Consider the following 23,495-nt stretch of genomic DNA (forward strand, 5'->3'; position numbering starts at 1 on the left):
GCCGCCCCCCAGGGTGGGGCTCCCCCCGGGCGGGGTCGGGCGCCCGGGCGGGGCCCCGACGGGAGGGCCGGGGGAGCGGCCCACCGGTGCGCCGCTCCCCCGATCGTGGACGGTCAGGCGCAGGGGTCGACCGTCGGCGGGTTCTCGCTCGCGTTCGGCGTGTACCCGGTGCCCTCGGTGTTCTTCGTGACGAACTCCTCCCAGGAGCCGTCCTCGATCATCTTCTCGATCGCCGCGTTGACGTCCTCGCAGATGTCGTTGTCCTGCGGGAGGCCGACGCCGTAGCGCTCGGTCGAGAACGGGGCGCCGACGACCTTGACCTTGCCCTGGTTGGCAGGCTGGGCCGCGAGACCGGCGAGGATGATGTCGTCGGTCGTGACGGCGTCGACCTGGCCGGCGGTGAGCGCGGTGACGCACTCCGCGTAGCCCGGGCGCTCGAGCAGCTGCACGCCGGCGGCGTACTCGTCCTTGATGCGCTGCGCGGACGTCGAGCCCGTGACGGAGCACAGGTTCTTGCCCTCGAGCGACTCCGGGCCGGTGATGTCGGTGTTCGACTCGGCGACGAGCAGGTCCTGCCCGGCGACGAAGTACGGGCCGGCGAACGCGACCGTCTCCTTGCGCGTGTCCGTGATGGAGTACGTCGCGAAGATCATGTCGACCTGGCCGGTCTGCAGCATCGTCTCGCGCTGCGCGGACGGCGCCTCGACCCACTCGATCTGGTCCTCGGAGTAGCCCAGCTCGCCCGCGACGTACGTGGCGACGTCGACGTCGAAGCCCGTGTACGTGGAGCCGTCCTGGTAGCCGAGGCCCGGCTGGTCGAACTTGATGCCGATCTTGATCGACTCGCCGCCGCCGCCTCCCGCGGTCTGCTCGGGGTCCGTGGTGGTGCTGTCGTCGCCGACCTCGCCGCCGCCGCACGCCGCGAGCGTGAGCGCGGTGAGCGCGGCGAGGACGGCCGCACCTGCGTGTCGTGTGCGCATCGTTCCTACCCTTCGTGAGTGGTGGCCGCCCGCCGGGCGTGTGCCCCGTCGGCCGGCCGGGGTGTGGGGGTGTCGCCCTCGGTCCGAGGGCGTCAGTGGGTGAGGATCTTGGAGAGGAAGTCCTTCGCGCGCTCGCTCTTCGGCGCCGTGAAGAACTCCTCCGGGTGGGCCTCCTCGACGATCTGGCCGTCGGCCATGAACACGACGCGGTTCGCGGCCCTGCGCGCGAACCCCATCTCGTGCGTGACCACGATCATCGTCATGCCCTCCTTGGCGAGCGCGGCCATGACGTCGAGGACCTCGTTGATCATCTCCGGGTCGAGCGCCGAGGTCGGCTCGTCGAACAGCATGACCTTGGGGTGCATGGCGAGCGCCCGGGCGATCGCGACGCGCTGCTGCTGGCCGCCGGAGAGCTGGGCGGGCATCTTGTGCGCCTGGTTGCCCACGCCCACGCGGTCGAGCAGCGCGAGGGCGCGCTCCTTGGCGTCCTTCGTCTTCTCGCGGCGCACCTTGACCGGCCCGAGTGTCACGTTGTCGAGGATCGTCTTGTGCGCGAAGAGGTTGAACGACTGGAAGACCATCCCCACGTCGGAGCGCAGGCGCGCGAGCGCCTTGCCCTCCTGCGGCAGCGGCTCGCCGTCGACGAGGATCTCCCCGGAGTCGATCGTCTCGAGACGGTTGATCGCGCGGCACAGCGTGGACTTGCCCGAGCCCGACGGCCCGATGACGACGAGCACCTCGCCGCGACGGACGGTCAGGTTGATGTCCCGCAGCACGTGCAGGTCCCCGAAGTGCTTGTTGACGTCGCGCAGCTCGACGAGCGGTTCCCCGAGGGGCTGCGCTGCGGTGCTGGGCGGAGCGTCCTGCGCGCTGCTCTGCGCGTCGGACGGCGATGAGGTCTCGTCGGCCATTCCTGGACACTATGTCCCTTCTGTTGCGCAGTGCCACCTGATCCGGCAACAGTCGGGCAACAGTTCAGTAACACGGCACCCGGCGCCGTACCCTGGACGGTGATGTCCACGATCGCCCCCACCCCCGTCCTGGCCGCGCCCGCCGCGCCGACCGACGACGCGCGCCCGCGCACCTACGTCGTCCGCACGCTCGGCTGCCAGATGAACGTCCACGACTCCGAGCACATGGCGGGGATGCTCGAGCAGGCCGGGTACACGCGCGCGAGCGCCGAGGACGAGGCCGCGAGCCGCGCCGACGTCGTCGTCATCAACACGTGCGCGGTGCGCGAGAACGCCGCGACCCGCCTGTACGGGAACCTCGGCCAGCTCGCGTCCGTGAAGGCCGCGCGCCCCGGCATGCAGATCGCCGTCGGCGGCTGCCTCGCCCAGAAGGACCGCGGGACCATCGTCGAGAAGGCGCCGTGGGTCGACGTCGTGTTCGGCACGCACAACCTCGACGCCCTGCCGGTGCTGCTCGAGCGCGCGCGCCACAACGAGGCCGCCCAGGTGGAGATCGCCGAGTCGCTGCAGGTCTTCCCCTCGACGCTGCCGACCAAGCGCGAGTCCGTCTACGCGGGCTGGGTGTCCATCAGCGTCGGCTGCAACAACACGTGCACGTTCTGCATCGTGCCGCACCTGCGCGGCAAGGAGCGCGACCGTCGCCCGGGCGAGGTCCTCGCGGAGGTCGGGGCGCTCGTCGAGGCCGGCGCGATCGAGGTCACGCTGCTCGGCCAGAACGTCAACAGCTACGGCGTCGAGTTCGGCGACCGCGGCGCGTTCGCCAAGCTGCTGCGGGCGTGCGGCACGATCGACGGGCTCGAGCGCGTGCGCTTCACGTCGCCGCACCCCGCGGCGTTCACCGACGACGTCATCGCCGCCATGGCCGAGACGCCGAACGTCATGCCCCAGCTCCACATGCCGCTGCAGTCCGGCTCCGACCGGATCCTGCGTGCGATGCGCCGCTCGTACCGCTCGGAGCGGTTCCTCGGCATCCTCGACCGCGTGCGCGCCGTGATGCCGGACGCCGCGATCACGACGGACGTCATCGTGGGCTTCCCCGGCGAGACCGAGGAGGACTTCGCGGAGACGCTGCGCGTCGTCGAGGCGTCGCGCTTCTCCTCGGCGTTCATGTTCCAGTACTCGCCCCGCCCGGGGACGCCGGCCGCGACGATGGACGGCCAGCTGCCGAAGGAGGTCGTCCAGGAGCGCTTCGAGCGGCTCCAGGCGCTCCAGGAGCGGATCGCCGGCGAGGAAGCCGCCCGCCAGGTCGGGCGCACGCTCGACGTGCTCGTGGGCGAGGGCTCCGGGCGCAAGGACGGCGCGACGCACCGCGTGACGGGCCGCGCCCCCGACAACCGCCTCGTGCACCTCGCGCTGCCGACCGACGTCGTGCTCGCGGTGCCCGACGACGCCGGGGCGCCCGAGGCGGGCGACCCGCGCCTCGCGGACGACCTCGACGCGCGCCTGCCGCGCCCCGGCGACGTCGTGACCGTCGAGGTCACGCGCGCGGCGCCGCACCACCTCATCGCCGACTCGGCCCTCGCGGGCGGCACGTTCGCGGTGCGCCGCACGCGCTCGGGCGACGCGTGGGCGCGGCGCGAGCGCGCTCGCCTCGGCGGGGAGGACGAGCACGGTCACGGCCACGGCGGGGGAGCCCCTGCCGGACCGGTCGTCCTGGGCCTGCCGACCGTCCGCGCCTGAGCAGCCCGGGCAGGGCGCCGAGGGCGGCGCGGGACGAGGTCGGACGCGAGAGGGTGGGACCCGCTCGACGACGGACGACCGTCCGAGCCGGGCGCCGGCGCGGCAGCCCCGAGCACCGACGCCGTCCCGGCGCGCGGACCCGGTGACCGGGTGACCGGAGGGTCAGCCGTCCAGGGTGCCCGGGGGGAGCTGAGCGCCGATCGCGTGGAAGAGCTGCACCGCGGTGCCCAGCCCGCACGAGACGGTCTGCGCGAGCTGCGCGTCCGTCGCGCCGTGCTCCAGGTCGACGGAGACCTCGGCGTAGAGCGCGAGCCGTCCCGCCTCCTCGCGGAGGTACACCTTGGGCCAGATGCGCTCGCGGTTCCAGTCGTTGACGGCCTGGAGCGTGACGAGCCGCGACTCCAGCGGCAGCGAGGTCGACCAGCGGCCCCGCACCTGGAGGATCTCGGAGCGGTCGCCGAGCAGGAGGAACCAGAACCGGTGCCCGTCCCACGTGCCCGTGATGTCGCCGTCGTCGTCGACGCGGAAGTGGTAGCCGCGGCGCGTGAGGTGGTCGCCCACGCGCGACATCGACAGCGCGCGCGGCAGCTCCGCCTCGCGGGGCAGCGAGTCGGGGGCCTTGGGCCGGCGGTTGCCGAACAGGCGCGTGAACCAGTTGGTGCGGGCCTGCGTCATGGCGCCTGCCTCGCCGGGTCCGGGTAGAACTCGTCGAGCGCGTCGAAGAACATCGACCCCGTGCTCAGCCCGCACTGGAGGAGCTGGTCGAGCTGGTCGTCCGTCACGCCGTGCTCGAGGTCGACCGTGACCTCGGTGAACACCTGGACCATGCCGTTGTCGCGCACGCGCGTGTACGTCTTGGGCCAGATCCGGTCCGCGTTCCACTCGTTGCAGAACTCGAGGATCTCCTCGAGCCGTTCGAGCGCCAGGTCGCGGTTCCACTGGCCGCGCACCTGGAGGATCTCGTCGCCGTTGCCGAAGAGGAGGAAGTAGAACAGGCGGCCGTGCCACAGCCCGCCGACGTCGCCGTCCGAGTCGACGAAGTAGCTGTACCCGCTGTCGGTGATCCACTCGACGACGCGCGAGAGCGTCAGCGGGGTCGGCGGACGCAGCACGTCCGTCGCGACCTGTCCGAGCTCCCGCGCGAGAAGGTCCTCGACCTGCGACTGCAGCTCGTCGCCCGTGCGGGGTGCCGTCCCGCCGCCGTCGGAGGACCCGCGGGGATCGCCGTCCCGCCGGTCGTCGTCGTCCTGCGCCCCGAAGAACCTCACCCTCTTACCGTACTCGCGCGCACGCCCGGACGTCGCATCGCGCCCCCCCGGTGCCCGCCCGCGGCGGGCTACGGTGGGGCCGTGACCGTCCGCGCCGTCGTCCTGCCCGGTACCCCCCTCCTCGTGCCGGGCGCCGCGGGCGCGGCAACGGTTCTCGAGGAGGAGCGCGAGGCGGCGCTCGCCGCGCTCGGGCGCCTCGTCGACGGCGTGCCCGGCGACGGCTCCGTGCCCGTCGTCGTGGTGGCCCCCGGGACGCCGCTCCCGGCGGGACCGGTGCGGGGACCGGCGCGCGCGTCGCTCGCCGCCGCGGGCGTCGCCGACGCGTGGGTCGACCCGACGTGGGCGGCGGCCACTCGTCACGACGACCGTCCCGTCGCAGGGGTTGCGGCATCCGTCGGGCTGCTCGCACTCGCCGGCGCGGGGTGGGCGGGCCCGGTCGAGGTCCTGGAGGTCGGCGGCCAGGACGCGGCGGCCGCACGCATGGCGGGCGCGGCGCTCGCGCGTCGCGGCGCGCGCGTCGTGGTGATGGACGACCCGCGCCTCGCCGCTCCTGCCGCCGTGCTCGACGGCCTCGGGCTGCCGGGCGACGACGCGGAGGCTCGCGCAGCGTCGCCCGTCCGCGCCGGCGCGACCTCCGCGGTGCGATGGTACGACGACGGCCCGGCACCGTCCGCGGGGAGCGGCGTCAGCCGTTGAGGCCGGCGCCTACCGCGGCGGCGTCCTGCTCGCGCCCGAGACGGCGCAGGACCGCGACGAGCTCGTTCGCGACGGTCGCGCGCGCGTCGCGGTCGTGGACGATCGCGAACCCCTCCATCGCCGACTCGAGCAGGTCCACGGCGTCCGCGTCGGCGCCCGCCGCGCTCCGCGACCGCCCGGCGAGCCAGAACGCGTGCGCCGCGTCGCCGACGTCGCCGGCGCGCGCGAACTCCTCGGCGACGCGCTCGGCGAGCGTCGCCGCTGCGTCGAGCTCGCCGGCGGTCGCGAGGAGCCGGGCCCGGGAGTCGCGCAGCTCGCGGCGTTCGTGCTCGGCGGCCGAAGCGTCGCGCTCCACGAGGTCGGCGGCGCGGGGCTCCGCGGCGGTGTCGTCCGCGGCGGCGAGGTCGGCGAGCGTCCGGTCGACCTGGGCGAGGGCCGCGGGTACGTCGCCGCGCCGGGCCGCGACGCGCGCGGAGGCACGGACGACGGGGCCGACGAAGCGCGGCGCGACGCCGCCGGCGCGCAGCAGCGCGAGCGCGTGGGCGAACGCGGGCGCGGCGCCCTCGTCGTCGCCGTCGACGGCGGCGAGCTGCGCGGCCTCGGCGAGCGCGAAGCCCGCGCGGTCGAGGTGCCCGACGGTCTCGAGCAGGGTCGACGCGCGGCGCAGGAGCTGCGCGGCGCGCACGGGGTCCTCGCGCGCGACGTCCTCGGCGAGGGCGAGCAGCCCGTCCGCGTCGGCGGGCTCGGCACCGGGCGCGCCCGCGGCGGACGGGTCGTCCGGCGCGCCCTCGGAGGGCCGGGGCGCGGGAGCGGCGGCGACGGCATCCGCGGTGCCGACCCCTGCGGTGCCGACCTCTGCGGCGACGGCCGCGGTGGTGACGGACCCGGTGGTGACGGACCCCGCGGGGACGGGGGTCGATCCCGTGCCGCCGGCGTCCGTGCGGAGCACCGCGAGGTCCACCGGGAGCGTGCGCGCGCCGCGCGCCCACGCGGCGTGCAGCCGCTCGGACGCGGCGGTCGTGCCGTTGCGCGCGTCGAACGCGCGCGCGAGGTCGGCCGCCTCGCGGCGCGCCCAGTCGTCGAGCTCGGCCACGGTCGACGCGGGGACGTCCCGCAGCGCGAGCGGGGCGTCCGCGTGCGTGTCGCGCAGCACGCCCGTCGCGACGCTCGCGCTCGTGAGGAAGCCGAGCCGGTCCCCGGGGGAGTCCGCCTCCGTGAGGAACGCCTGGTGCTCGACGAGGAGGCGCAGCGCCCGTGCCGCGTTGCCGGTGCGCGCGAGGAACTCGACGTGCCGGCCCGTGGGACCGGTCATCGACACGCCGGTGTCGAGGTGGCGCAGGCCACGCCGGTGCGTGCGCGCGGCGGCCTCCGCGTCGCCGACCTCGAGGTAGGCGAGCTGGAGGTGCGACAGCATGTCCCCGGGCTCGGTCGCGCACGACGGCGACCCCTGCAGCACCTGCTCGAGGAGCCGGACGCCCTCGTCGTACCGGCCCGTCTCGAAGAGATAGGCCGCGCGGTCGCCGGGCTCGCACGCCTCGCACTGGGAGTACTCGTCGCGCGGCGTCGCGACCCAGGCGCGGTAGGCGTCCTCCACGTCCGCGCTCCCGCGCTCGCGCGCCCACTCGAAGCGCTCGAGCGCGACCGCGTTCGTGCCGTTGCCCGCGAGGGCGTACCGCCGCGCCATGTCGTCGAGGGTCCGCTCGATCTGCCCGGCCGGGACGTCGGGGAACTCCATGAGGTGCCCGACCATCCACTTGAACGACCAGAAGAGCGAGTGCGCGTCCTGTGCGTCGAAGTGCTCCGGGTGCTCGTCCCACCAGCGCAGCAGCCGGGTGAAGGGCAGGTACGCCTTCGTCACCTCGCCGCCCCACACGTACGCCTCGACGAGCACGAAGAGCGCGTACGCGCGCGCGGCGTCGGGGCCCTCGGCGTCGACGCGCTCGAGCTCGGCCGCGGCGGCCGTCGAGCGCGCGAGGCCGTACGGCATGCGCCGGACGTCGTGCAGGGCGGCGTTCACCTGGTCCACGGACCGCGTCATCGGTTCTCCTCGTCGGGGGAGCGGTCGGCGCTCGCGCCCGGCCCGGCCGCGAGGGCACGGGCGAGCAGGAGCGACAGCGAGTCGTTCATGAGGGCGGCCCCGGCGGGCTGGAGGGCCTTGCCGGAGGCCAGCACGGCCGTGACGTACAGGGACCGGGCCCCGGCCGCGCGGACGTCGGCGTCGGGGCTCGCGAGCAGGTCGCGCACCGTGTCGTTGGCGTCGTTGAGGACGAGCCGGCGCGGGCGCGAGGGTCCGCTGATCCCGGCGAGGATCTCGCCCCACAGGTCGTCGGTCTCCGCGGCGCGTGCCGCCTCGCGGGCGTGGTCGCCGTCGCGGTCGTGCAGGAGCATCGCGGGCAGGGCGTCCGGCTCGAACCGGCGCAGGACGACGTCGCAGCCCTGCTCGTCCAGCGCGGCGTCCAGCGCCGCGAGGGCGTCGGCGACCTCGAGCTCGCGCAGCGGCTCGACCCCGGCGAGGACGTGCGAGACGTCGGCGGCCGCGACGGGTGCGAGTCGCCACGCCGGGAAGCGGGCCGCGACGCGCTCGAGCAGCGCGGCGTCGTAGACGTAGCCGCCGTTGACGACCGGCAGGCCCTGCGCGGCGGCCACGGGCGCGATGCGCCGGAACTCCTCGACGGTCGTGGTGTAGAGCAGCCGGCCGCGGGGGTGCGCCTCCGCGAGGTCCGCGAGGGTGCCCGTGCCGGCGGTGGTCTCGAACGGCAGCACGCGGGCCGCGACGTCGAGCATCTCGTCGTCGGTGAGCGCGAGCGCCCGGACCGCGAGGTGGTGGGTCTCGAGGAAGCGCCGCGCGAGGGCCGAGTCCGTCGCGAGCGTCTCCAGGAGCCACCGCCGCACCTGCGCACCGAGCGCGTCCCGGGTCGCGAGGAGCACCTCGTCCTCGTACAGGCCCTCGCGCGACGCCGTGGGGCGCAGCACGGACGCGTCGAGCACGCACCGGACGAAGAAGGCCCACGGGGGGAGCAGGTCGTCGACGGCGCTGCCGAGGAGCATCCGCTTGAGGTACACGCGGTGGCGCGCGGTCGTCGTCGGCGCGACGGCCGCGGGCAGGACGTACGCGACCCCGGACAGGCCGGCGAGCGGCAGGTCGAGGTCGATGCGGGCGAGCGGCGTGAAGCCCAGCGTGCGCTCGGCGTAGGCGGCGAGCGCGGCGTCGCGCGCCGCCGGCGTCGGGTGCGCCGCGCGCCAGGGCAGGTCCTCGCCGCTGAGCCGCCGCAGGGCGACGGGAGCGTCGGGACCGTCCGCGGCCGGGTCGTCGAGGCGCGTCTCGACGAGCAGCTCGACCGGCAGGAGCGAGCCGAAGTCCTGCGCCAGCGCGACGACGGTCTCGGGCGCCAGCCAGTGCTCGGTGTCCCGGCGCGGGCGCAGCCGCACCACGCTGCCGGGCTCCGCGGGCGCGTCGGGGTCGTCCGGGGCGAGCTCCACGAGCTCGTACCGCCCGTCCGAGCGCCCGCGCCAGCGGACCGGCGCGGCCGGGCCGCCCGCCGCGGACGGGCGGGCCGAGCGCGACACGAGCTCGATCTCGTCGGCGACCATGAACGCCGAGAGCAGCCCGATGCCGAACTGGCCGAGGAACTCGGTGCGCCCCGTGCCGAGCTCGACGTCCCGCTTGGAGCTGCGTCCGATCGTCGCGAGGAGCTCGTGGGCCTCGTCGCGCGTCAGGCCGACGCCCGTGTCGTGCACCTCGAGGCCCCCGCCCGCGAGGGGCCGCAGCACGATCCGGGCGGGCCCGTCGGTGTCCCCGAGGGCGCCGCGCGCCGTGATCGCGTCCACGCCGTTCTGCAGGAGCTCGCGCAGGTACACGCGCGGGCTCGAGTACAGGTGCCGGGCGAGGAGGTCGACGACGCCGCGCAGGTCGACCTGGAAGGCCGCGCCCGGCGCGTCCTCGCGGGCCGGGTTCCCGGACGGGCCCGGGGCGCGCGCCGTGCGCTCGTCCGTCCCGCTCACCGCGCGCCGGCGGCGCCGTCGGCCACGGCCTGCGCCGCGGTGTCGGGGAAGCGCTCGTCGAGCGCGTCGAAGAACTGCAGGCCCGTGAAGAGCCCGCACTCGACGAGCTGGCCGAGCTGGTCGTCCGCGACGCCGAACTCGAGGTCCGTGGCCACCTCGGTGTACACCGCGAGGCGGTCGTCCTCGACGCGCGCGTAGACCTTGGGCCAGATCTTGTCGCGGTTGAACTCGTTCGCGACGAGGGCCACCTGCGCCTCCGCCTCGGCGGGCAGGGTGCGGTTCCAGCGCCCGCGGACCTGGAGGATCTCCTGCTTCTCGCCCATGAGGAAGAAGAAGAACACCTTGCCGTCCCAGTTGCCGCCGAGGTCCCCGTCGGAGTCGACGAAGTACCGCCAGTCGCGGCTCGTGAGGAACGCCTCGACCCGCTCGCGCGTCAGCGGCGCGTTCTGGCTGGTCGGTGCGGCGTCCGGCTTGGTGAAGAAGCCCATGGCTCGAGTCCTTGTCGTCGTCGGGGCGCCGGCGCTCCCGCCACCGCGGGAGCCGTGGGGTGCGCGACGCAGGGCCCGCGAGGAGCGGGCGGTCGACGGACACCCTACGCATCCCCACCCACACGGGACAGACCTCCCGGACCGGCGGCATCCGTCGCGACCAGCGCGGACGGTACCGTTGCGCGGGTGAAGACCGAGCACGACCCGTCGCGCGCGCGCCGTGTCGTCGTGGCCGTCGTCGGACCGACCGCGACCGGCAAGTCCGACCTCGCCCTCGACCTCGCCGAGCGGCTGTCCGTCCCCGGCGCCCCGGCGGAGATCGTCAACGCCGACGCCTACCAGCTCTACCGCGGCATGGACGTCGGCACGGCGAAGGTCCCCGTCGCCGAGCGCCGCGGCGTGCGCCACCACCTCCTCGACGTCCTCGACCCCGTCGAGGACGCCTCCGTCGCGCGCTACCAGACGCAGGCGCGGCGCGTCCTCGACGAGATCGACGCGCGCGGGGCGCGGGCCGTCGTCGTGGGCGGGTCGGGCCTCTACGTGCGCGCGCTGCTCGACGACATGCGCTTCCCGGGCACCGACCCCCACGTGCGCGCGGCGCTCGAGGCGCGCGCCGAGGCGGAGGGCACGCGTGCGCTCCACGACGAGCTCGCGCGGCGCGACCCCGAGGCCGCCGCGAGCATCGGCCCGGCGAACACGCGGCGGATCGTGCGCGCCCTGGAGGTCATGGAGCTCACGGGCGCGCCCTTCACCGCCAACCTCCCGCGCCAGGTCTACGTGCGCCCGACCGTCCAGATCGGTCTCGACTGCGACCGCGCCGTGCTCGACGCCCGGGTCGCCGGCCGCGTCGAGCGGATGTGGGCGCAGGGGCTCGTCGACGAGGTGCGGCGCGTCGAGGCCCTCGGCATGGGACGCACCGCGCGTCGCGCCGTCGGGTACGCCGAGGTGCTGGCCGCGCTGCACGGCGAGACGACCGAGGACGCCGCCCGCGAGGCCGTCACCGCCAACACGCGCCGCCTCGCGCGCAAGCAGATGGGGTGGTTCGGGCGCGACCCGCGCGTGCGCTGGCTCGACGCGCAGTCGCCGACGCGCGTCGAGGACGCGCTCGCGGCCGTCGCCGCGGCCGACGCGCGCGCGGCCGCGGCCGGACCGGTCGCGGAGGCCGAGCCGGACGAAGCGGACACCGGTGCGCCCGTGCGCCGTAGTCTGGGCTCATGACGCGCACCCGCTTCACCAAGGGCCACGGGACCCGCAACGACTTCGTGCTCATCGCCGACACGAAGGGCGAGCTCGACCTCACGCCCGAGCTCGTGCGCGCGCTCGCCGACCGCCGCGGGGGCGTCGGGGGCGACGGCGTCATCCGCCTCGTCCCGACGGCGCTCGTCCCCGAGTCGCGCGAGGTGCTCGCCGAGGACCCGCACGCCATCTGGTTCATGGACTACCGCAACGCCGACGGCTCGGTCGCCGAGATGTGCGGCAACGGCGTGCGCGTCTTCGCGGCCTTCGCCGAGCGGCTCGGGCTCGTGAGCTTCGCCGGCGGGAACGACGTCCCGGTCGGCACGCGCGCCGGCGTCAAGCGCGTGCGCAAGGAGGACGACGGCTGGTACGCGGTCGACATGGGCCCGTGGTTCCTGCCCGGCGGCCGGCCCGCGCTGCACGACGGCTACGACGCGACGGTCGTCGTGCGCGGCTGGGAGGTCCCGCGCCCCGCGCTGAGCGTCGACCTCGGCAACCCGCACACCGTGCTCGCCGTGGCGCGCGAGGACCTGCTCGCGCACGCCGACCTCACGCAGGCGCCCGCCGTCGAGCCCCAGCCCCCGCACGGCACGAACGTCGAGCTCGTCGTGCCGCTCGGCGAGACGACCGCGGAGGACGGGACCGTCGTCGGCCGCGTGCGCATGCGCGTCCACGAGCGCGGGGTGGGGGAGACGCCGTCGTGCGGGACCGGTGCGTGCGCGGCGGCGCTCGCGGTCCGCGTGTGGGGCGGACCCGACGCACCCGACACGTGGCTCGTCGACGTCCCCGGCGGCACCGTGCGCGTCCGCGCGCTCGAGGGCGACCGCGTCGAGCTCGCGGGTCCTGCCGAGCTCGTGTACTCCGGCGAGGTGGACCTCGCGGCGCTCGTCCCGGGAGCTCCCGGGACGGCGGAGCCCGAGGGCGCCGTCGACCCCGCCCCGCAGGGCGAGGAGGACGAGAGCGGCGAGGTGGTCGCGACCGGCGCCGCGGACGGCGACCGGGCGCACGCCTGAGGCGCCGAGCGCGTCAGGACGGCGCGACGACCTCGAGCACGCGGAAGCCCTTCGCGCTCGCGGCGCGTCCGACCGTCGCGCCCGGCAGCAGCGGGGGCAGCGCCTCGGCGAGCCAGCGCTGGAGCGAGTCGGAGCCGAGGTTGCGCTGCACGACGAGGTGCGCGCTCGCGCCCGGCGCGAGGCGCGGGAGCCAGTGCAGCAGCATCGCGTGCAGCACGTCCTTGCCGACCCGGATCGGCGGGTTCGACCACAGCGCCGCGAACCGGACGTCGTCCGGCACCTCGTCGGGGACGACCGCCCGCACGTTGGCCAGGCCGAGGCGCTGCGCGTTGCGCCGCACGAGGTCGAGCGCGCGCTCGTTGACGTCCACGGCCCACACCGTCGCCCCCGGCGCCTCGAGCGCCATCGTCAGGGCGATCGGGCCCCACCCGCACCCCAGGTCGAGCACGTGCGCGGGCCCGCCGCCCGCCCGGGTGGCGAGCACGTCGTCGAGCGCTGGCGCGGTGCGCAGCAGGACCTGCGTGCCGAGGTCGAGCCGCCCGGGGGAGAAGACGCCGGACGCGACCTCGACCTCGACGTCGCGCCCCGCGAGCCGCACCGAGATCGTGCGGCGCTCGGCCGCGGACGCCGGCCGCGCGGTGAAGTAGTGGTCCTGCGCGTCGTCGTGCGGGGGCTCGACGGCCCGGTCCTGGTCCTCGGTCACGTCGGCCGATCCTACGCGGGCGCGCCCGGCGACCGGGTCCCGGCGCGGGCCCGCACGCCTTATCGGCTGGCACCGGGACGATCTCGCGTGCCACGCTTGTTGTCCTGGAGGGCGCACGCGCGCCCGGACCCGACGGAAGGCGGCACATGAGCCCAACCCCTGCGGACACCCCCACGAACCCCACCTCGGCTCAGGACGAGCCGACCGGCGCGACGCGGGACATCGCGAGCGACGTCGTGGCACGGGTGCTCGCGCGGGCCGGCACGGCGCGTGCCGAGGGCGGCACGGTCCACGCGGAGCACGACGGCGAGCAGCTCGACCTCGCGGAGCGCAGCGCGCTGCGCCGCGTCGCCGGGCTGTCGACCGAGCTCGAGGACGTCACCGAGGTCGAGTACCGGCAGCTGCGCCTCGAGAAGGTCGTGCTCGTCGGGATCTGGAGCCCCGGCTCCGACCCGCGCGAGGACGGCGCGCCCTCGACGGCCGAGGAGGCCGAGATCTCGCTGCGCGAGCTCGCGGCGCTCGCCGAGACGGCCGGGTCCCAGGTGCTCGACGGCGTCATCCAGCGCCGCGCGAAGCCGGACCCGGGCACCTACCTCGGCTCGGGCAAGGCCGCCGAGCTCGCCGACGTCGTCGCCGCCAGCGGCGCGGACACCGTCGTGGTCGACGGCGAGCTCGCACCGTCCCAGCGCCGTGCGCTCGAGGACATCGTCAAGGTCAAGGTCATCGACCGGACCGCGCTCATCCTCGACATCTTCGCCCAGCACGCGAAGTCCCGGGAAGGCAAGGCCCAGGTCGAGCTCGCCCAGCTCGAGTACCTCCTCCCGCGCCTGCGCGGGTGGGGCGAGTCGATGTCCCGGCAGGCCGGTGGCCAGGTCGGCGGCGCCGGCGCGGGCATGGGCTCGCGCGGTCCCGGTGAGACGAAGATCGAGCTGGACCGTCGGCGCATCCGCAACCGCATGGCGAAGCTGCGCCGCGAGATCCAGGCGATGGCACCCGGGCGCGAGACCAAGCGCGCGTCGCGCAAGCGGCACGCCGTCCCGTCCGTCGCGATCGCCGGCTACACGAACGCGGGCAAGTCCAGCCTGCTCAACGCCGTCACCGGCGCGGGAGTGCTCGTCGAGAACGCGCTGTTCGCGACCCTCGACCCGACGGTGCGCCGCACGCGCACCGAGGACGGGCGCGTCTACACGCTCGCCGACACGGTCGGGTTCGTCCGCGCGCTGCCGCACCAGCTCGTCGAGGCGTTCCGCTCGACGCTCGAGGAGGTCGGCGACGCCGACCTGCTGCTCCACGTGGTCGACGCGTCGCACCCCGACCCCGAGGGGCAGATCGCGGCCGTGCGCCACGTCCTCGCCGGGATCCCCGGCGTCGAGGACGTGCCCGAGGTGATCGTCCTCAACAAGGCGGACGTCGCGGACCCGGAGACGATCGCGCGGATCCGGCTGCGCGAGCGGCGCACCGTCGTCGTCTCGGCGCACACGGGCGAGGGCATCGAGCACCTGCGCGAGCTCATCGCGCACGAGCTCCCCCGCCCGGACGTCGAGATCGACCTCGTGGTGCCCTACAGCCGCGGCGACCTCGTGCACCGCGTCCACACCGAGGGCGAGATCGACCACGAGGAGCACACGCCCGAGGGCACGCTCCTGCGCGGCCGCGTCGCCCAGGCGCTCGCGACCGAGCTCGTCGGCGCCGCGGCGCAGGGCTGACGCCCGCCGTCCCACGACCCCGCGCGGCACGCCCCGCGCGGGGTCGTGCCGCACCGGGGCCGGGCCGTCCACAGGTCCGCCGGCGGGTGGGCGCCCGACCGTAGACTCGACGGGTGCCCCCCTCCACCCGCCCGGCTCCCGCGCCCGACACCCTCGACGACGACGCACCGGGCGCCGCGCCGGGCACGGTGCCCGACGTCGACGCGCTCCTCGACGTCGCCGTCTCGCGTCTCGGCGGGGCGCGGCGCGAGGGCCAGCACGCGATGGCCCGCGCCGTCGTCGAGGCGATCGAGGGCGGCGAGCACCTCGTCGTCCAGGCGGGCACCGGCACCGGGAAGTCGCTCGGCTACCTCGTCCCCGCCGTGCGGCACGCCGTCGCGACCGACGAGCGCGTCGTGGTCTCGACGGCGACGCTCGCCCTCCAACGCCAGGTGATCACCCGGGACCTGCCGCTCGTCGCCGACGCCGTCGCGGACCGTCTCCCGCGGCCGGCGTCCATCGCGCTCCTCAAGGGCTGGCACAACTACCTGTGCGTGCACAAGATCGCGGGCGGCTACCCGACGGACGAGCCGACCCTCTTCGACCTGCCGGGCGAGTCCGCGGGCGCGGCCGACCACCCGGCGGCGCGCGGCGGGACGAGCGCCGCGGCCCTCGGCGAGCAGGTCGTGCGTCTGCGCGAGTGGGCGGACGAGACGTCGACGGGCGACCGCGACGACCTCGTGCCCGGCGTCAGCGACAAGGCGTGGCGGCAGGTCTCGGTCACGGCGCTCGAGTGCCTCGGCCAGCGCTGCCCGCTCCTCGCGGAGTGCTTCCCCGAGAAGGCGCGCGCCGCCGCGCGCGAGGCGGACGTCGTCGTGACGAACCACGCGATGCTCGGCATCGCCGCGATGGGGTCGCCCGGGGTGCTGCCCGAGCACGACGTGCTCGTCGTCGACGAGGCGCACGAGCTCGCCGACCGCGTGACCGCGGCCGCGACCGTCGACCTGTCCGTCCCGGCGATCGAGAGCGCGGCACGTCTCGCGCGCCGCCACGGCGGGGTGACGACGGACGCGCTCGACGCGGCCTCCGCGGCGTTCGGGACGGTCGTCGGCGCGCTGCCGGCGGAGCGGTTCCCCGAGGGGCTCCCGGACGGGGCGCGCGCGGCGGTCGCGGCGGTGCGCGACGCGGCGCGCGAGGTCCTGTCGTCCCTCAAGCCCGAGACGGGCGTGACGAAGCCCGCGCAGCCCGACAGCGGGCTGAAGATGGCGCAGTCGACCATGCTCCAGCTCTTCGAGGTCGCCGAGCGCATGGCCGCGGACCCGACGGGCCACGACGTGCTCTGGTGCTCGCGGCCCGGCGAGGGCGGCTGGACGGCCGACCGGTTCGGCGAGGGCGCGAGCCGCCTGCACGCCGCACCGCTCGGCGTCGCGGGCCTCATCCGCACGCACCTCCTCGCCGAGCGCACGGGCGTCTTCACGTCCGCGACGCTCGCGCTCGGCGGGAGCTTCGACGCGGTCGCGCGCACGTTCGGCCTCGGCGCGACAGGAACCGGTGACGACGAGGCGCCGCGCTGGCGCGGGATCGACGTCGGCAGCCCGTTCGACTACGCGCGCCAGGGGATCCTCTACGTCGCCAAGCGGCTGCCGACCCCCGGGCGCGAGGCCGCGACGGAGCACCAGCTCGACGAGATCGCGACGCTCGTCGAGGCCGCCGGCGGGCGCACCCTCGGGCTGTTCTCGTCGCGCCGCGCCGCCGTCGCGGCGGCCGAGGCGATGCGCGAGCGGCTCGACGTGCCGGTCCTGTGCCAGGGCGACGACCAGCTCCCGACGCTCGTGCGGGAGTTCGCCGCCGACCCCGCCACGTGCCTGTTCGGCACGCTCTCGCTCTGGCAGGGGGTCGACGTGCCCGGCCCCTCGTGCTCGCTCGTCCTCATCGACCGCATCCCGTTCCCGCGCCCGGACGACCCCGTGAAGTCGGCGCGGGCGCGCGCGGTCGAGGCGGCCGGCGGCAACGGGTTCATGCAGGTGTCCGCGACGCACGCCGCGCTCCTGCTCGCGCAGGGCGCCGGTCGCCTCGTGCGCTCCACGGAGGACCGCGGCGTGGTCGCGGTCCTCGACCCGCGCCTCGTCACCGCCCGGTACGGCACGTTCCTCACCCGGTCGATGCCCCCGTTCTGGCAGACGACCGACCGCGACGTCGCCGCTGGTGCGCTCCGTCGCCTCGCCGCCCTAGGCTGAGGCCTTCCAGCGACTTCACGGAGGCGAGATGACGACGAGCACGTCCCCGCAGGGCACCGGCGGCGCGACCACGGGCGGTCCGGGAGGCGGGGCCCGCACCACGAAGCTCGCCATCGTCGGCGCGGGCGCGGTCGGGTCGACGCTCGCGTACGCGGCCCTCATGCGCGGGGCGGCGCGCACGGTCGCGCTGCTCGACGTCAACCGTGCGAAGGTCGAGGCCGAGGTGCTCGACCTTCAGCACGGGATCCAGTTCATGCCGATGGCGCGCGTGGAGGGTTCCGACGACGTCGCGGTGTGCGCGGGTGCCGACGTCGTGGTCGTGACCGCGGGCGCCAAGCAGAAGCCCGGGCAGACGCGGCTCGACCTCGCCGAGGGCACGATCGGCCTCATGCGCACGATCCTGCCCGGGCTCGTCGAGGTCGCGCCCGACGCGGTCTACGTCATGGTCACCAACCCCGTGGACATCGTCACGTACGCGGCGCTCAAGTTCTCCGGCCTGCCGCCGTCGCAGCTCTTCGGCAGCGGGACCGTCCTCGACTCCTCGCGACTGCGCTTCCTCGTCGCCCAGCACTGCGGCGTGGCGGTGCAGAACGTCCACGCGTACATCGCGGGGGAGCACGGCGACACCGAGATCCCCCTGTGGAGCTCCGCGACCATCGGCGGCGTGCCGCTGCTCGAGTGGCAGGGCATCGCAGGCCGTGGACCGCTCACGGCCGACGTCCGCGACGACATCGCGCGCGAGGTCGTGCAGTCGGCGTACCGGATCATCGAGGGCAAGGGTGCGACCAACTACGCGGTCGGGCTCGCGGGGACGCGCATCATCGAGGCCGTGCTCGACGACGAGCACCGCGTCCTGCCCGTCTCGACGCTCCTCGACGGCGCCTACGGCCTCGAGGACGTGTGCCTCTCCCTGCCGACCCTCGTGGATCGGCGCGGGGCCGTCGAGCGCGTGGGGGTGCCGCTCGCGGACGACGAGCTCGCGGGCCTGCGCGCGTCCGCGGAGTCGCTGCGCGCCGTCGCACGACGCTTCGGGCTCTGACCCCGCGCGGGCGCGACGGCGGCCCGGCCCGAGCGAGGGCGGCACGGGGCCCGAGGACACGAGAGCCGGGTGGTCCGCCGACCACCCGGCTCTCGCGCCCTCAGAGGCCGTGCCGGTTCACAGGCTGCGCAGGACCGAGACGACGCGCCCGAGCACCTGGGCGTCGTCGCCCGGGATCGGGTCGTACGCGGCGTTGTGCGGCATGAGCCACACGTGGCCGTCGGCGCGGCGCAGGCTCTTGACCGTGGCCTCGCCGTCGATCATCGCCGCGACGATCTCGCCGTTCTCGGCGACCGGCTGGCGCCGCACGACGACCCAGTCGCCGTCGCAGATCGCCGCGTCGACCATCGAGTCGCCCTGGACCCGCAGGAGGAAGAGCTCGCCGTCGCCGACGAGCTGGCGGGGGAGGGGGAACACGTCCTCGACGACCTGCTCGGCGAGGATCGGGCCACCGGCCGCGATGCGGCCCACGACCGGGACGTACGACGGCGCGGGGCGGGACTCGTCGTACGCGGGCTCGGGCGCGGTGCCGGCGACCGAGAGGGGCGTCGCCCGCCGGGAGTCGTCCGGCTGGACGACCTCGATCGCGCGCGGCCGGTTGGGGTCGCGGCGCAGGAAGCCCTTGCGCTCGAGCGTCGTGAGCTGGTGCTTCACGGAGGACGGGCTCGTGAGGCCGACGGCCTCGCCGATCTCGCGCATGCTCGGCGGGTAGCCGCGCTGCTCGACGCACGCGCGGATGGTCTCGAGCACGAGCCGCTGGCGCGGCGTGAGCCCGTCGCCGCCCGCCGAGCCGTCCGGGAGCTCGCGCACCTCGGCGAGCCCTCGTGCGCTGTCCGTGCCTCGTCCCGCCATGGTCGCTCCGCCCTCGTCCGTCGCGGGCCGCCGGCGCAACGCGTGCCCGCGGCCACCCCACCCCGGGGCGTGCGCCCCGGGCCCTCGGTCGTCTCCCCAGGTCCGAGCGGACATGTCCGGCGAACCGACCTGACCCCAGGCTAGGGGAGGTTGCGACACGAATCAAACACCTGTTCGAGCATGTCTCGACTCTGTCGGTCGTTCGTGATAGACCTTCGTACAGATGTTCTACGTACAGGTGTTCGACCATGGGTCGGGCGCCGCACGCGACGGGCGGCGGGTCCGATCGACCGGGGAAGGCGATCGGGCTCGCGGTCGGGACGGAGGAGACATGCAGGCGGTGGGAATCATGGCGGGGCCGGTCGCCCTCGCGAGCGGCCGCACGGAGCGCGCGCGGCACGACGAGGCGCCGCTGCGGCTCACGCGGCGCGGCCGTGTCGTCCTCGTGCTGCTCGCAGCCCTGGTCCTCGTGCTCGCCGCGCGCGTGGGCGTCGCCGTCGCGAGCGGGCCCGGCGAGCCCGTCGAGGTCCGGGTGCACGTCGTGAGCTCGGGCGAGACGCTCTGGGAGCTGGCGCAGGGCGTCGCGGCCCCGGGAGAGGACCTTCGCGACGTCGTCAGCGGTCTCGTGGAGCTCAACGGGCTGTCGTCGTCCGGCGTCCAGGCGGGCCAGAAGCTCCTCCTCCCCGTCGAGGAGGGGTAGCGCGGGCGAGACGCACGTCGCACGCGAGCGTGTTGCACGGCCCGGCCGCGACGGCATACGTTCGTCGCGCCGACCTGTCGGCGCGACCCGCGGAGGAGCCCGCCATGCACTGCCCGTTCTGCCGTCACGCGGACTCCCGCGTCGTCGACTCGCGCACGTCCGACGACGGGTCCTCGATCCGACGGCGCCGTCAGTGCCCCGAGTGCAACCGGCGCTTCACCACCATCGAGACCGCGAGCCTGTCCGTCGTCAAGCGCTCGGGCGTGACCGAGCCGTTCTCGCGCGAGAAGATCGTCAACGGCGTGCGCAAGGCGTGCCAGGGCCGACCGGTCAACGAGGACGACCTCGCGGTGCTGGCGCAGCGCGTCGAGGAGACGATCCGGGCGAGCGGCAGCGCCGAGCTCGACGCGTACGAGATCGGCCTCGCGATCCTCGGTCCGCTGCGTGAGCTCGACGAGGTCGCCTACCTGCGCTTCGCGAGCGTCTACCAGGCGTTCGACTCGCTCGAGGACTTCGAGAGCGCGATCACGTCGCTGCGCGTCGAGCGGGAGGAGCGCGAGTCGGCGGCGAGCCGCGGCACGTCCGCCGACCCGGAGGTGGCGGCGGACCGCGACGCCGCACCGCTCGGCTGACGCCGCGCCGGGACCGCGGGCCGGCTCACAGGTCGCTCGACCTCGACGCCCAGATGTTGATGCCCGCGTCGGCGGGGAGCGCCTCCACGGCGGCGACCTCCTCCGGTGAGAGCGCGGGCGCGTCGAGCGCCGCGAGGTTGTCGTCGAGCTGCTGCGTCGAGCTCGCGCCGAGCAGCACCGAGGTGACCCGCTCGTCGCGCATCGCCCAGAGGATCGCCGTCGTGGCGAGGCTCCGGCCGTGCTCGCGCGCGAGCGCGTGAAGGCGCCGCACGTGCCCCAGGTTCTCCTCCGAGAGGAACGACTGCCGCAAGGGTCCGCCCCGCGCAGCGCGCGACCCCGCGGGCACGCCGTCGAGGTACCGGTCGGTGAGCATGCCCTGGGCGAGCGGGGAGAACGCGACGACCCCGAGCCCCTCGGAGCCCGCGACGTCGAGGACGGACGCCCCCGCGGGGTCGTGCGGGTCGGGCTCCTCGACCCACCGGTTGAGCATCGAGTACGACACCTGGGTGACGACGAGGTCGACGCCGAGCCGGGCGGCGACCTCGAGCGCCTCCCGCGTACGCCGAGCGGAGTACGAGGAGATGCCCGCGTACCGCGCGCGTCCCGAGCGCACCGCCGTGGCGAGCGCGCCGACGGTCTCGGTGAGCGGCGTCGTCGGGTCGAAGCGGTGGGAGTAGAAGATGTCGACGTGGTCGAGGCCGAGCCGGCGCAGCGACGCGTCGAGCGACGAGAGCAGGTACTTGCGCGAGCCGCCCTCGCCGTAGGGGCCCGGACCCATGCGGTAGCCGGCCTTGGTGGTGATGACGAGCTCGTCGCGGACCGGGCGCAGCTCGCGCGCGACGAGGCGGCCCATCGACTCCTCGGCGGCGCCGCCGGGCGGGCCGTAGTTATTCGCGAGGTCGAGGTGCGTCACGCCCCGCTCGACCGCGTGCAGCACGATCTCGCGCTGGGTGGCCTGCGGGTCCGCCTCGCCGAAGTTCTGCCAGAGCCCGAGCGAGATCGTCGGCAGTCGCAGCCCGCTGCGGCCGAGACGGCGGTGCGGCAGCGCGCGGCGTCGCGCGGAGGGATCGGCGGGCGAGGGGGCGGGGGCGTCAGGAGGGTCGAGCGGCACAGGTCGACGCTACCCGAGCCCCCGAGGTCGGCCCACCGCGAACGGCTCGTCCGGGAGGGGCGGCCACGGCAAAGAGGTGGCGCGGCGTGCCCGGGTGGGGGAGGCTGGCGGGGTGCCGCTCGTGGGGCGACCGCAGGGGGCACGACCGAGCTTTCCCCATCGACGAGGAGACCGCCATGGCGTCCGACCAGCAGCGATCCGCGGCAGACACCGCACCGACCGACGAGGCCAAGGCGAAGTTCCGCGAGGCGCTCGACCGGAAGAACGCCGCGCGCCACCGCACGGCCGACGGCGACACCAACACGGGGTCCGTCCACGGCTCGGAGACCGTGGGTCCCGTCCAGCGCACGTTCCGCCGCAAGTCCGGCTGAGACCGGCTCCCGTCGTCCGGTCGTCCCCGCGGGGGCGGCCGGACGACGCGCGTCCGCTACGACTCCGCGAGGGTGAAGCGTCGCCCGGTGAGCTCGGTGGCCTCGACGACGACCCAGTCCTCGGTCGGGACGTCCACGAGCGGCGCCAGGGGCTCGGTGTCGACGCCCAGCGCGTCCAGCTCGTGCTCGGTGCGCAGGCGGTGCGCCGTGCCGCGCGCCACGACGCTCCAGGCGCCGTCGTCGTCCACGGCGTCCCACTCGAGCGCGACGCGCTGGTTGGTCGCGATCGTGGCGAGCTTGGTGCCCGGCACGGTCCGGAACGCGAGGGTGCGCGCGTGCGCGCGCACGGTCACGGGGTAGATGTCCGGCTCGCCCCCCACGCTCACCGCGAGGCGTGCGACGTGGGTCCCCTCCACGAGGTCCCACGACGCGTCGGCATCAAGGATCTGCGGCCCGTCGTGCGTGTATCCGGTCATGCTCCATCGTGGCACCGCGCCGCGGGGCCGCGCAGCGGCGAAGGTCACGCCGCGCGAGGACCTTCGCCGCGCGCACCGGGTGGCACGCGGCGAAGGCGCTCGCGGCGATCAGTCGAGGATGCGCAGGGCGATGGTCTGCTCCATCGCGGCGAGCGCCTCGATGACGGCGGGCTCGACGCGCGAGCCGACGTCGGTGACGACGTAGCCGATCTCGCCACGCGTCGCGAGCAGCTGGCCCTCGATGTTCGTGCCGTGCTCGGCGAGCGTCGCGTTGACCGCGGCGAGCACACCGGGGGTGTTGCGGTGCAGGTGCGTGATGCGCGTGATGCCCGTCGTCTGCTCGAGCGCGAGGTTCGGCAGGTTCACGCTGAGCGTCGTCGAGCCGGTCGTCAGGTAGTCGCGCAGCTTGGCGGACACGAACTGCCCGATCGCCTCCTGCGCCTCCTCGGTCGAGCCGCCGATGTGCGGGGTGAGGATGACGTTCGGCAGCCCGCGCAGCTCGGAGTCGAACGCGTCGCCCTTGCGCTTGGGCTCGTGCGGGAACACGTCGACGGCGGCGCCCGCGACGCGGCCCTCGACGATCGCCTCGCGCAGCGCGCCGTAGTCGACGACGAACCCGCGCGAGAGGTTGAGGAAGATCGCGCCGGGCCGCATGCGCGCGAACTGCTTCGCGCCGAACAGGCCCGCGTTGCCCTGGCGCCCGTCGACGTGCAGCGTGACGACGTCCGCCTGCTCCAGGAGCTCGTCGAGCGTGTCCATGCGGCGCGCGTTGCCGAGCGCGAGCTTCTCGGCCGTGTCGTAGAAGACGACGGACATGCCGAGGTTCTCCGCGACGACCGAGAGCTGCGTGCCGATGTTGCCGTACCCGACGATGCCCAGCGTGCGGCCGCGGACCTCGTGCGCACCCTCCGCGGACTTGTCCCAGCGGCCCTCGTGCAGCGCGCGGTCGCGCTCGGTGAGGCGGCGCGTGAGCGCGATGATCTCGGCGAGCGCGAGCTCGACCACGGAGCGCGTGTTCTGGAACGGCGCGTTGAACACCGCGACGCCCTGGGCCGCGGCGGACCGCAGGTCGATCTGGTTGGTGCCGATGCAGAAGGCTCCGAGCGCCACCAGGTCGGGGGCGTTCTCGAGCACCTTCGCGGTGACGTTCGTCTTGGACCGGATGCCGAGCAGGTGGACGCCGTCGAGCGCCTCGATCAGCTCGGACTCGTCGAGGGCCCCGGTGCGGACGGTGACGTCGATGCCCGCGGCCTCGAGGTTCGAGGCGGCGAGGGGGTGCAGGTTTTCCAGGAGAAGGGCGCGTAGCACGCACCCATGGTGCGCCCGTTCCACGGCCTGGACCAAACGGGTCTTGA

Annotated in this window: 22 protein-coding genes; 10 read left to right on the forward strand and 12 right to left on the reverse strand. The window is 75.2% G+C overall.

What is annotated here, in order from left to right:
• Positions 1 to 113: 113 nt before the first annotated feature.
• A complete protein-coding gene (locus tag GYH36_RS12330; protein WP_024840587.1) occupies positions 114 to 980 on the reverse strand; it encodes a glutamate ABC transporter substrate-binding protein in 867 nt (288 codons plus the stop codon).
• A 92-nt stretch (positions 981 to 1,072) separates the two neighbouring features.
• Positions 1,073 to 1,891 (reverse strand): amino acid ABC transporter ATP-binding protein, encoded by an 819-nt coding sequence (locus GYH36_RS12335; protein ID WP_024840588.1) that lies wholly within the window; start codon positions 1,889 to 1,891, stop codon positions 1,073 to 1,075.
• A gap of 102 nt (positions 1,892 to 1,993) precedes the next feature.
• Between GYH36_RS12335 and miaB the strand changes: the two genes are divergently transcribed.
• The gene (gene miaB / locus GYH36_RS12340; protein ID WP_246209378.1) at positions 1,994 to 3,631 is read left to right on the forward strand and encodes a tRNA (N6-isopentenyl adenosine(37)-C2)-methylthiotransferase MiaB; all 1,638 of its coding nucleotides are present in this window, start codon (positions 1,994 to 1,996) and stop codon (positions 3,629 to 3,631) included.
• Positions 3,632 to 3,793: 162 nt separating this feature from the next.
• Here the strand turns inward: miaB and GYH36_RS12345 are convergent, their stop codons facing one another.
• Together GYH36_RS12345 and GYH36_RS12350 are read right to left on the reverse strand one after the other, a co-directional pair.
• Positions 3,794 to 4,306, reverse strand: coding sequence for a type III secretion system chaperone family protein (locus GYH36_RS12345; protein ID WP_024840590.1), 513 nt, complete (start codon positions 4,304 to 4,306; stop codon positions 3,794 to 3,796).
• Complete coding sequence (locus GYH36_RS12350; RefSeq protein WP_024840591.1) at positions 4,303 to 4,899, reverse strand: type III secretion system chaperone family protein; 597 nt, start codon at positions 4,897 to 4,899, stop codon at positions 4,303 to 4,305. Before GYH36_RS12350 ends, GYH36_RS12345 begins: the two co-directional genes overlap by 4 nt.
• Positions 4,900 to 4,980: 81 nt before the next feature.
• On the opposite strand from GYH36_RS12350, the gene GYH36_RS12355 reads away from it, so the two are divergent.
• Positions 4,981 to 5,595: a hypothetical protein gene (locus GYH36_RS12355; RefSeq protein WP_162289990.1), complete on the forward strand. Its 615-nt coding sequence runs from the start codon at positions 4,981 to 4,983 to the stop codon at positions 5,593 to 5,595.
• Here GYH36_RS12355 and GYH36_RS12360 read toward each other — a convergent pair.
• From GYH36_RS12360 to GYH36_RS12370, 3 genes are read right to left on the reverse strand one after another with little or no spacing between them, the layout of a single operon-like run.
• Positions 5,585 to 7,633 (reverse strand): hypothetical protein, encoded by a 2,049-nt coding sequence (locus GYH36_RS12360; protein ID WP_162289991.1) that lies wholly within the window; start codon positions 7,631 to 7,633, stop codon positions 5,585 to 5,587. The genes GYH36_RS12355 and GYH36_RS12360 overlap by 11 nt on opposite strands.
• Positions 7,630 to 9,597 (reverse strand): HSP90 family protein, encoded by a 1,968-nt coding sequence (locus GYH36_RS12365; RefSeq protein WP_162289992.1) that lies wholly within the window; start codon positions 9,595 to 9,597, stop codon positions 7,630 to 7,632. Before GYH36_RS12365 ends, GYH36_RS12360 begins: the two co-directional genes overlap by 4 nt.
• Positions 9,594 to 10,085 carry a type III secretion system chaperone family protein gene (locus GYH36_RS12370; protein ID WP_024840595.1) on the reverse strand — a complete coding sequence of 164 codons (492 nt, stop codon included), beginning with the start codon at positions 10,083 to 10,085 and terminating at the stop codon, positions 9,594 to 9,596. Before GYH36_RS12370 ends, GYH36_RS12365 begins: the two co-directional genes overlap by 4 nt.
• Positions 10,086 to 10,271: 186 nt before the next feature.
• Between GYH36_RS12370 and miaA the strand changes: the two genes are divergently transcribed.
• Complete coding sequence (gene miaA / locus GYH36_RS12375; protein ID WP_024840596.1) at positions 10,272 to 11,303, forward strand: tRNA (adenosine(37)-N6)-dimethylallyltransferase MiaA; 1,032 nt, start codon at positions 10,272 to 10,274, stop codon at positions 11,301 to 11,303.
• Positions 11,300 to 12,334 (forward strand): diaminopimelate epimerase, encoded by a 1,035-nt coding sequence (gene dapF, locus GYH36_RS12380; RefSeq protein WP_162289993.1) that lies wholly within the window; start codon positions 11,300 to 11,302, stop codon positions 12,332 to 12,334. Before miaA ends, dapF begins: the two co-directional genes overlap by 4 nt.
• Positions 12,335 to 12,347: 13 nt before the next feature.
• On the opposite strand, the gene GYH36_RS12385 is transcribed toward dapF, so the two are convergent.
• The gene (locus tag GYH36_RS12385) at positions 12,348 to 13,037 is read right to left on the reverse strand and encodes a class I SAM-dependent methyltransferase (protein ID WP_115942399.1); all 690 of its coding nucleotides are present in this window, start codon (positions 13,035 to 13,037) and stop codon (positions 12,348 to 12,350) included.
• Between the two features lie 146 nt (positions 13,038 to 13,183).
• Between GYH36_RS12385 and hflX the strand changes: the two genes are divergently transcribed.
• The 3 genes from hflX (at position 13,184) to GYH36_RS12400 (ending at position 17,998) form a co-directional block, all read left to right on the forward strand.
• A complete protein-coding gene (gene hflX, locus GYH36_RS12390) occupies positions 13,184 to 14,743 on the forward strand; it encodes a GTPase HflX (RefSeq protein ID WP_162289994.1) in 1,560 nt (519 codons plus the stop codon).
• Between the two features lie 113 nt (positions 14,744 to 14,856).
• A complete protein-coding gene (locus tag GYH36_RS12395; RefSeq protein WP_376739825.1) occupies positions 14,857 to 16,959 on the forward strand; it encodes an ATP-dependent DNA helicase in 2,103 nt (700 codons plus the stop codon).
• 28 nt (positions 16,960 to 16,987) lie between these two features.
• Positions 16,988 to 17,998, forward strand: coding sequence for an L-lactate dehydrogenase (locus GYH36_RS12400; RefSeq protein WP_162289995.1), 1,011 nt, complete (start codon positions 16,988 to 16,990; stop codon positions 17,996 to 17,998).
• 117 nt (positions 17,999 to 18,115) lie between these two features.
• On the opposite strand, the gene lexA is transcribed toward GYH36_RS12400, so the two are convergent.
• Complete coding sequence (gene lexA, locus GYH36_RS12405; protein WP_024840602.1) at positions 18,116 to 18,850, reverse strand: transcriptional repressor LexA; 735 nt, start codon at positions 18,848 to 18,850, stop codon at positions 18,116 to 18,118.
• Positions 18,851 to 19,181: 331 nt separating this feature from the next.
• Between lexA and GYH36_RS12410 the strand changes: the two genes are divergently transcribed.
• Both GYH36_RS12410 and nrdR read left to right on the forward strand, forming a co-directional pair.
• On the forward strand, positions 19,182 to 19,550 hold the full coding sequence (locus GYH36_RS12410; RefSeq protein ID WP_231492839.1) for a LysM peptidoglycan-binding domain-containing protein: 369 nt from the start codon (positions 19,182 to 19,184) through the stop codon (positions 19,548 to 19,550).
• 104 nt (positions 19,551 to 19,654) lie between these two features.
• A complete protein-coding gene (gene nrdR, locus GYH36_RS12415) occupies positions 19,655 to 20,182 on the forward strand; it encodes a transcriptional regulator NrdR (protein WP_024840604.1) in 528 nt (175 codons plus the stop codon).
• 25 nt (positions 20,183 to 20,207) lie between these two features.
• Here nrdR and GYH36_RS12420 read toward each other — a convergent pair whose 3' ends face one another.
• Complete coding sequence (locus GYH36_RS12420; protein WP_162289996.1) at positions 20,208 to 21,293, reverse strand: aldo/keto reductase; 1,086 nt, start codon at positions 21,291 to 21,293, stop codon at positions 20,208 to 20,210.
• Between the two features lie 176 nt (positions 21,294 to 21,469).
• On the opposite strand from GYH36_RS12420, the gene GYH36_RS12425 reads away from it, so the two are divergent.
• Positions 21,470 to 21,664 (forward strand): DUF5302 domain-containing protein, encoded by a 195-nt coding sequence (locus GYH36_RS12425; protein ID WP_024840606.1) that lies wholly within the window; start codon positions 21,470 to 21,472, stop codon positions 21,662 to 21,664.
• A gap of 56 nt (positions 21,665 to 21,720) precedes the next feature.
• Here GYH36_RS12425 and GYH36_RS12430 read toward each other — a convergent pair whose 3' ends face one another.
• Positions 21,721 to 22,140, reverse strand: a complete 420-nt coding sequence (locus GYH36_RS12430) for a pyridoxamine 5'-phosphate oxidase family protein (protein WP_024840607.1) — start codon at positions 22,138 to 22,140, stop codon at positions 21,721 to 21,723.
• A gap of 108 nt (positions 22,141 to 22,248) precedes the next feature.
• Positions 22,249 to 23,448: a phosphoglycerate dehydrogenase gene (gene serA / locus GYH36_RS12435; RefSeq protein WP_115942402.1), complete on the reverse strand. Its 1,200-nt coding sequence runs from the start codon at positions 23,446 to 23,448 to the stop codon at positions 22,249 to 22,251.
• Positions 23,449 to 23,495: the final 47 nt, after the last annotated feature.

Origin of the sequence: Cellulosimicrobium composti (genome assembly GCF_010287905.1) — a bacterium.
GTDB lineage: Bacteria > Actinomycetota > Actinomycetes > Actinomycetales > Cellulomonadaceae > Cellulosimicrobium > Cellulosimicrobium composti.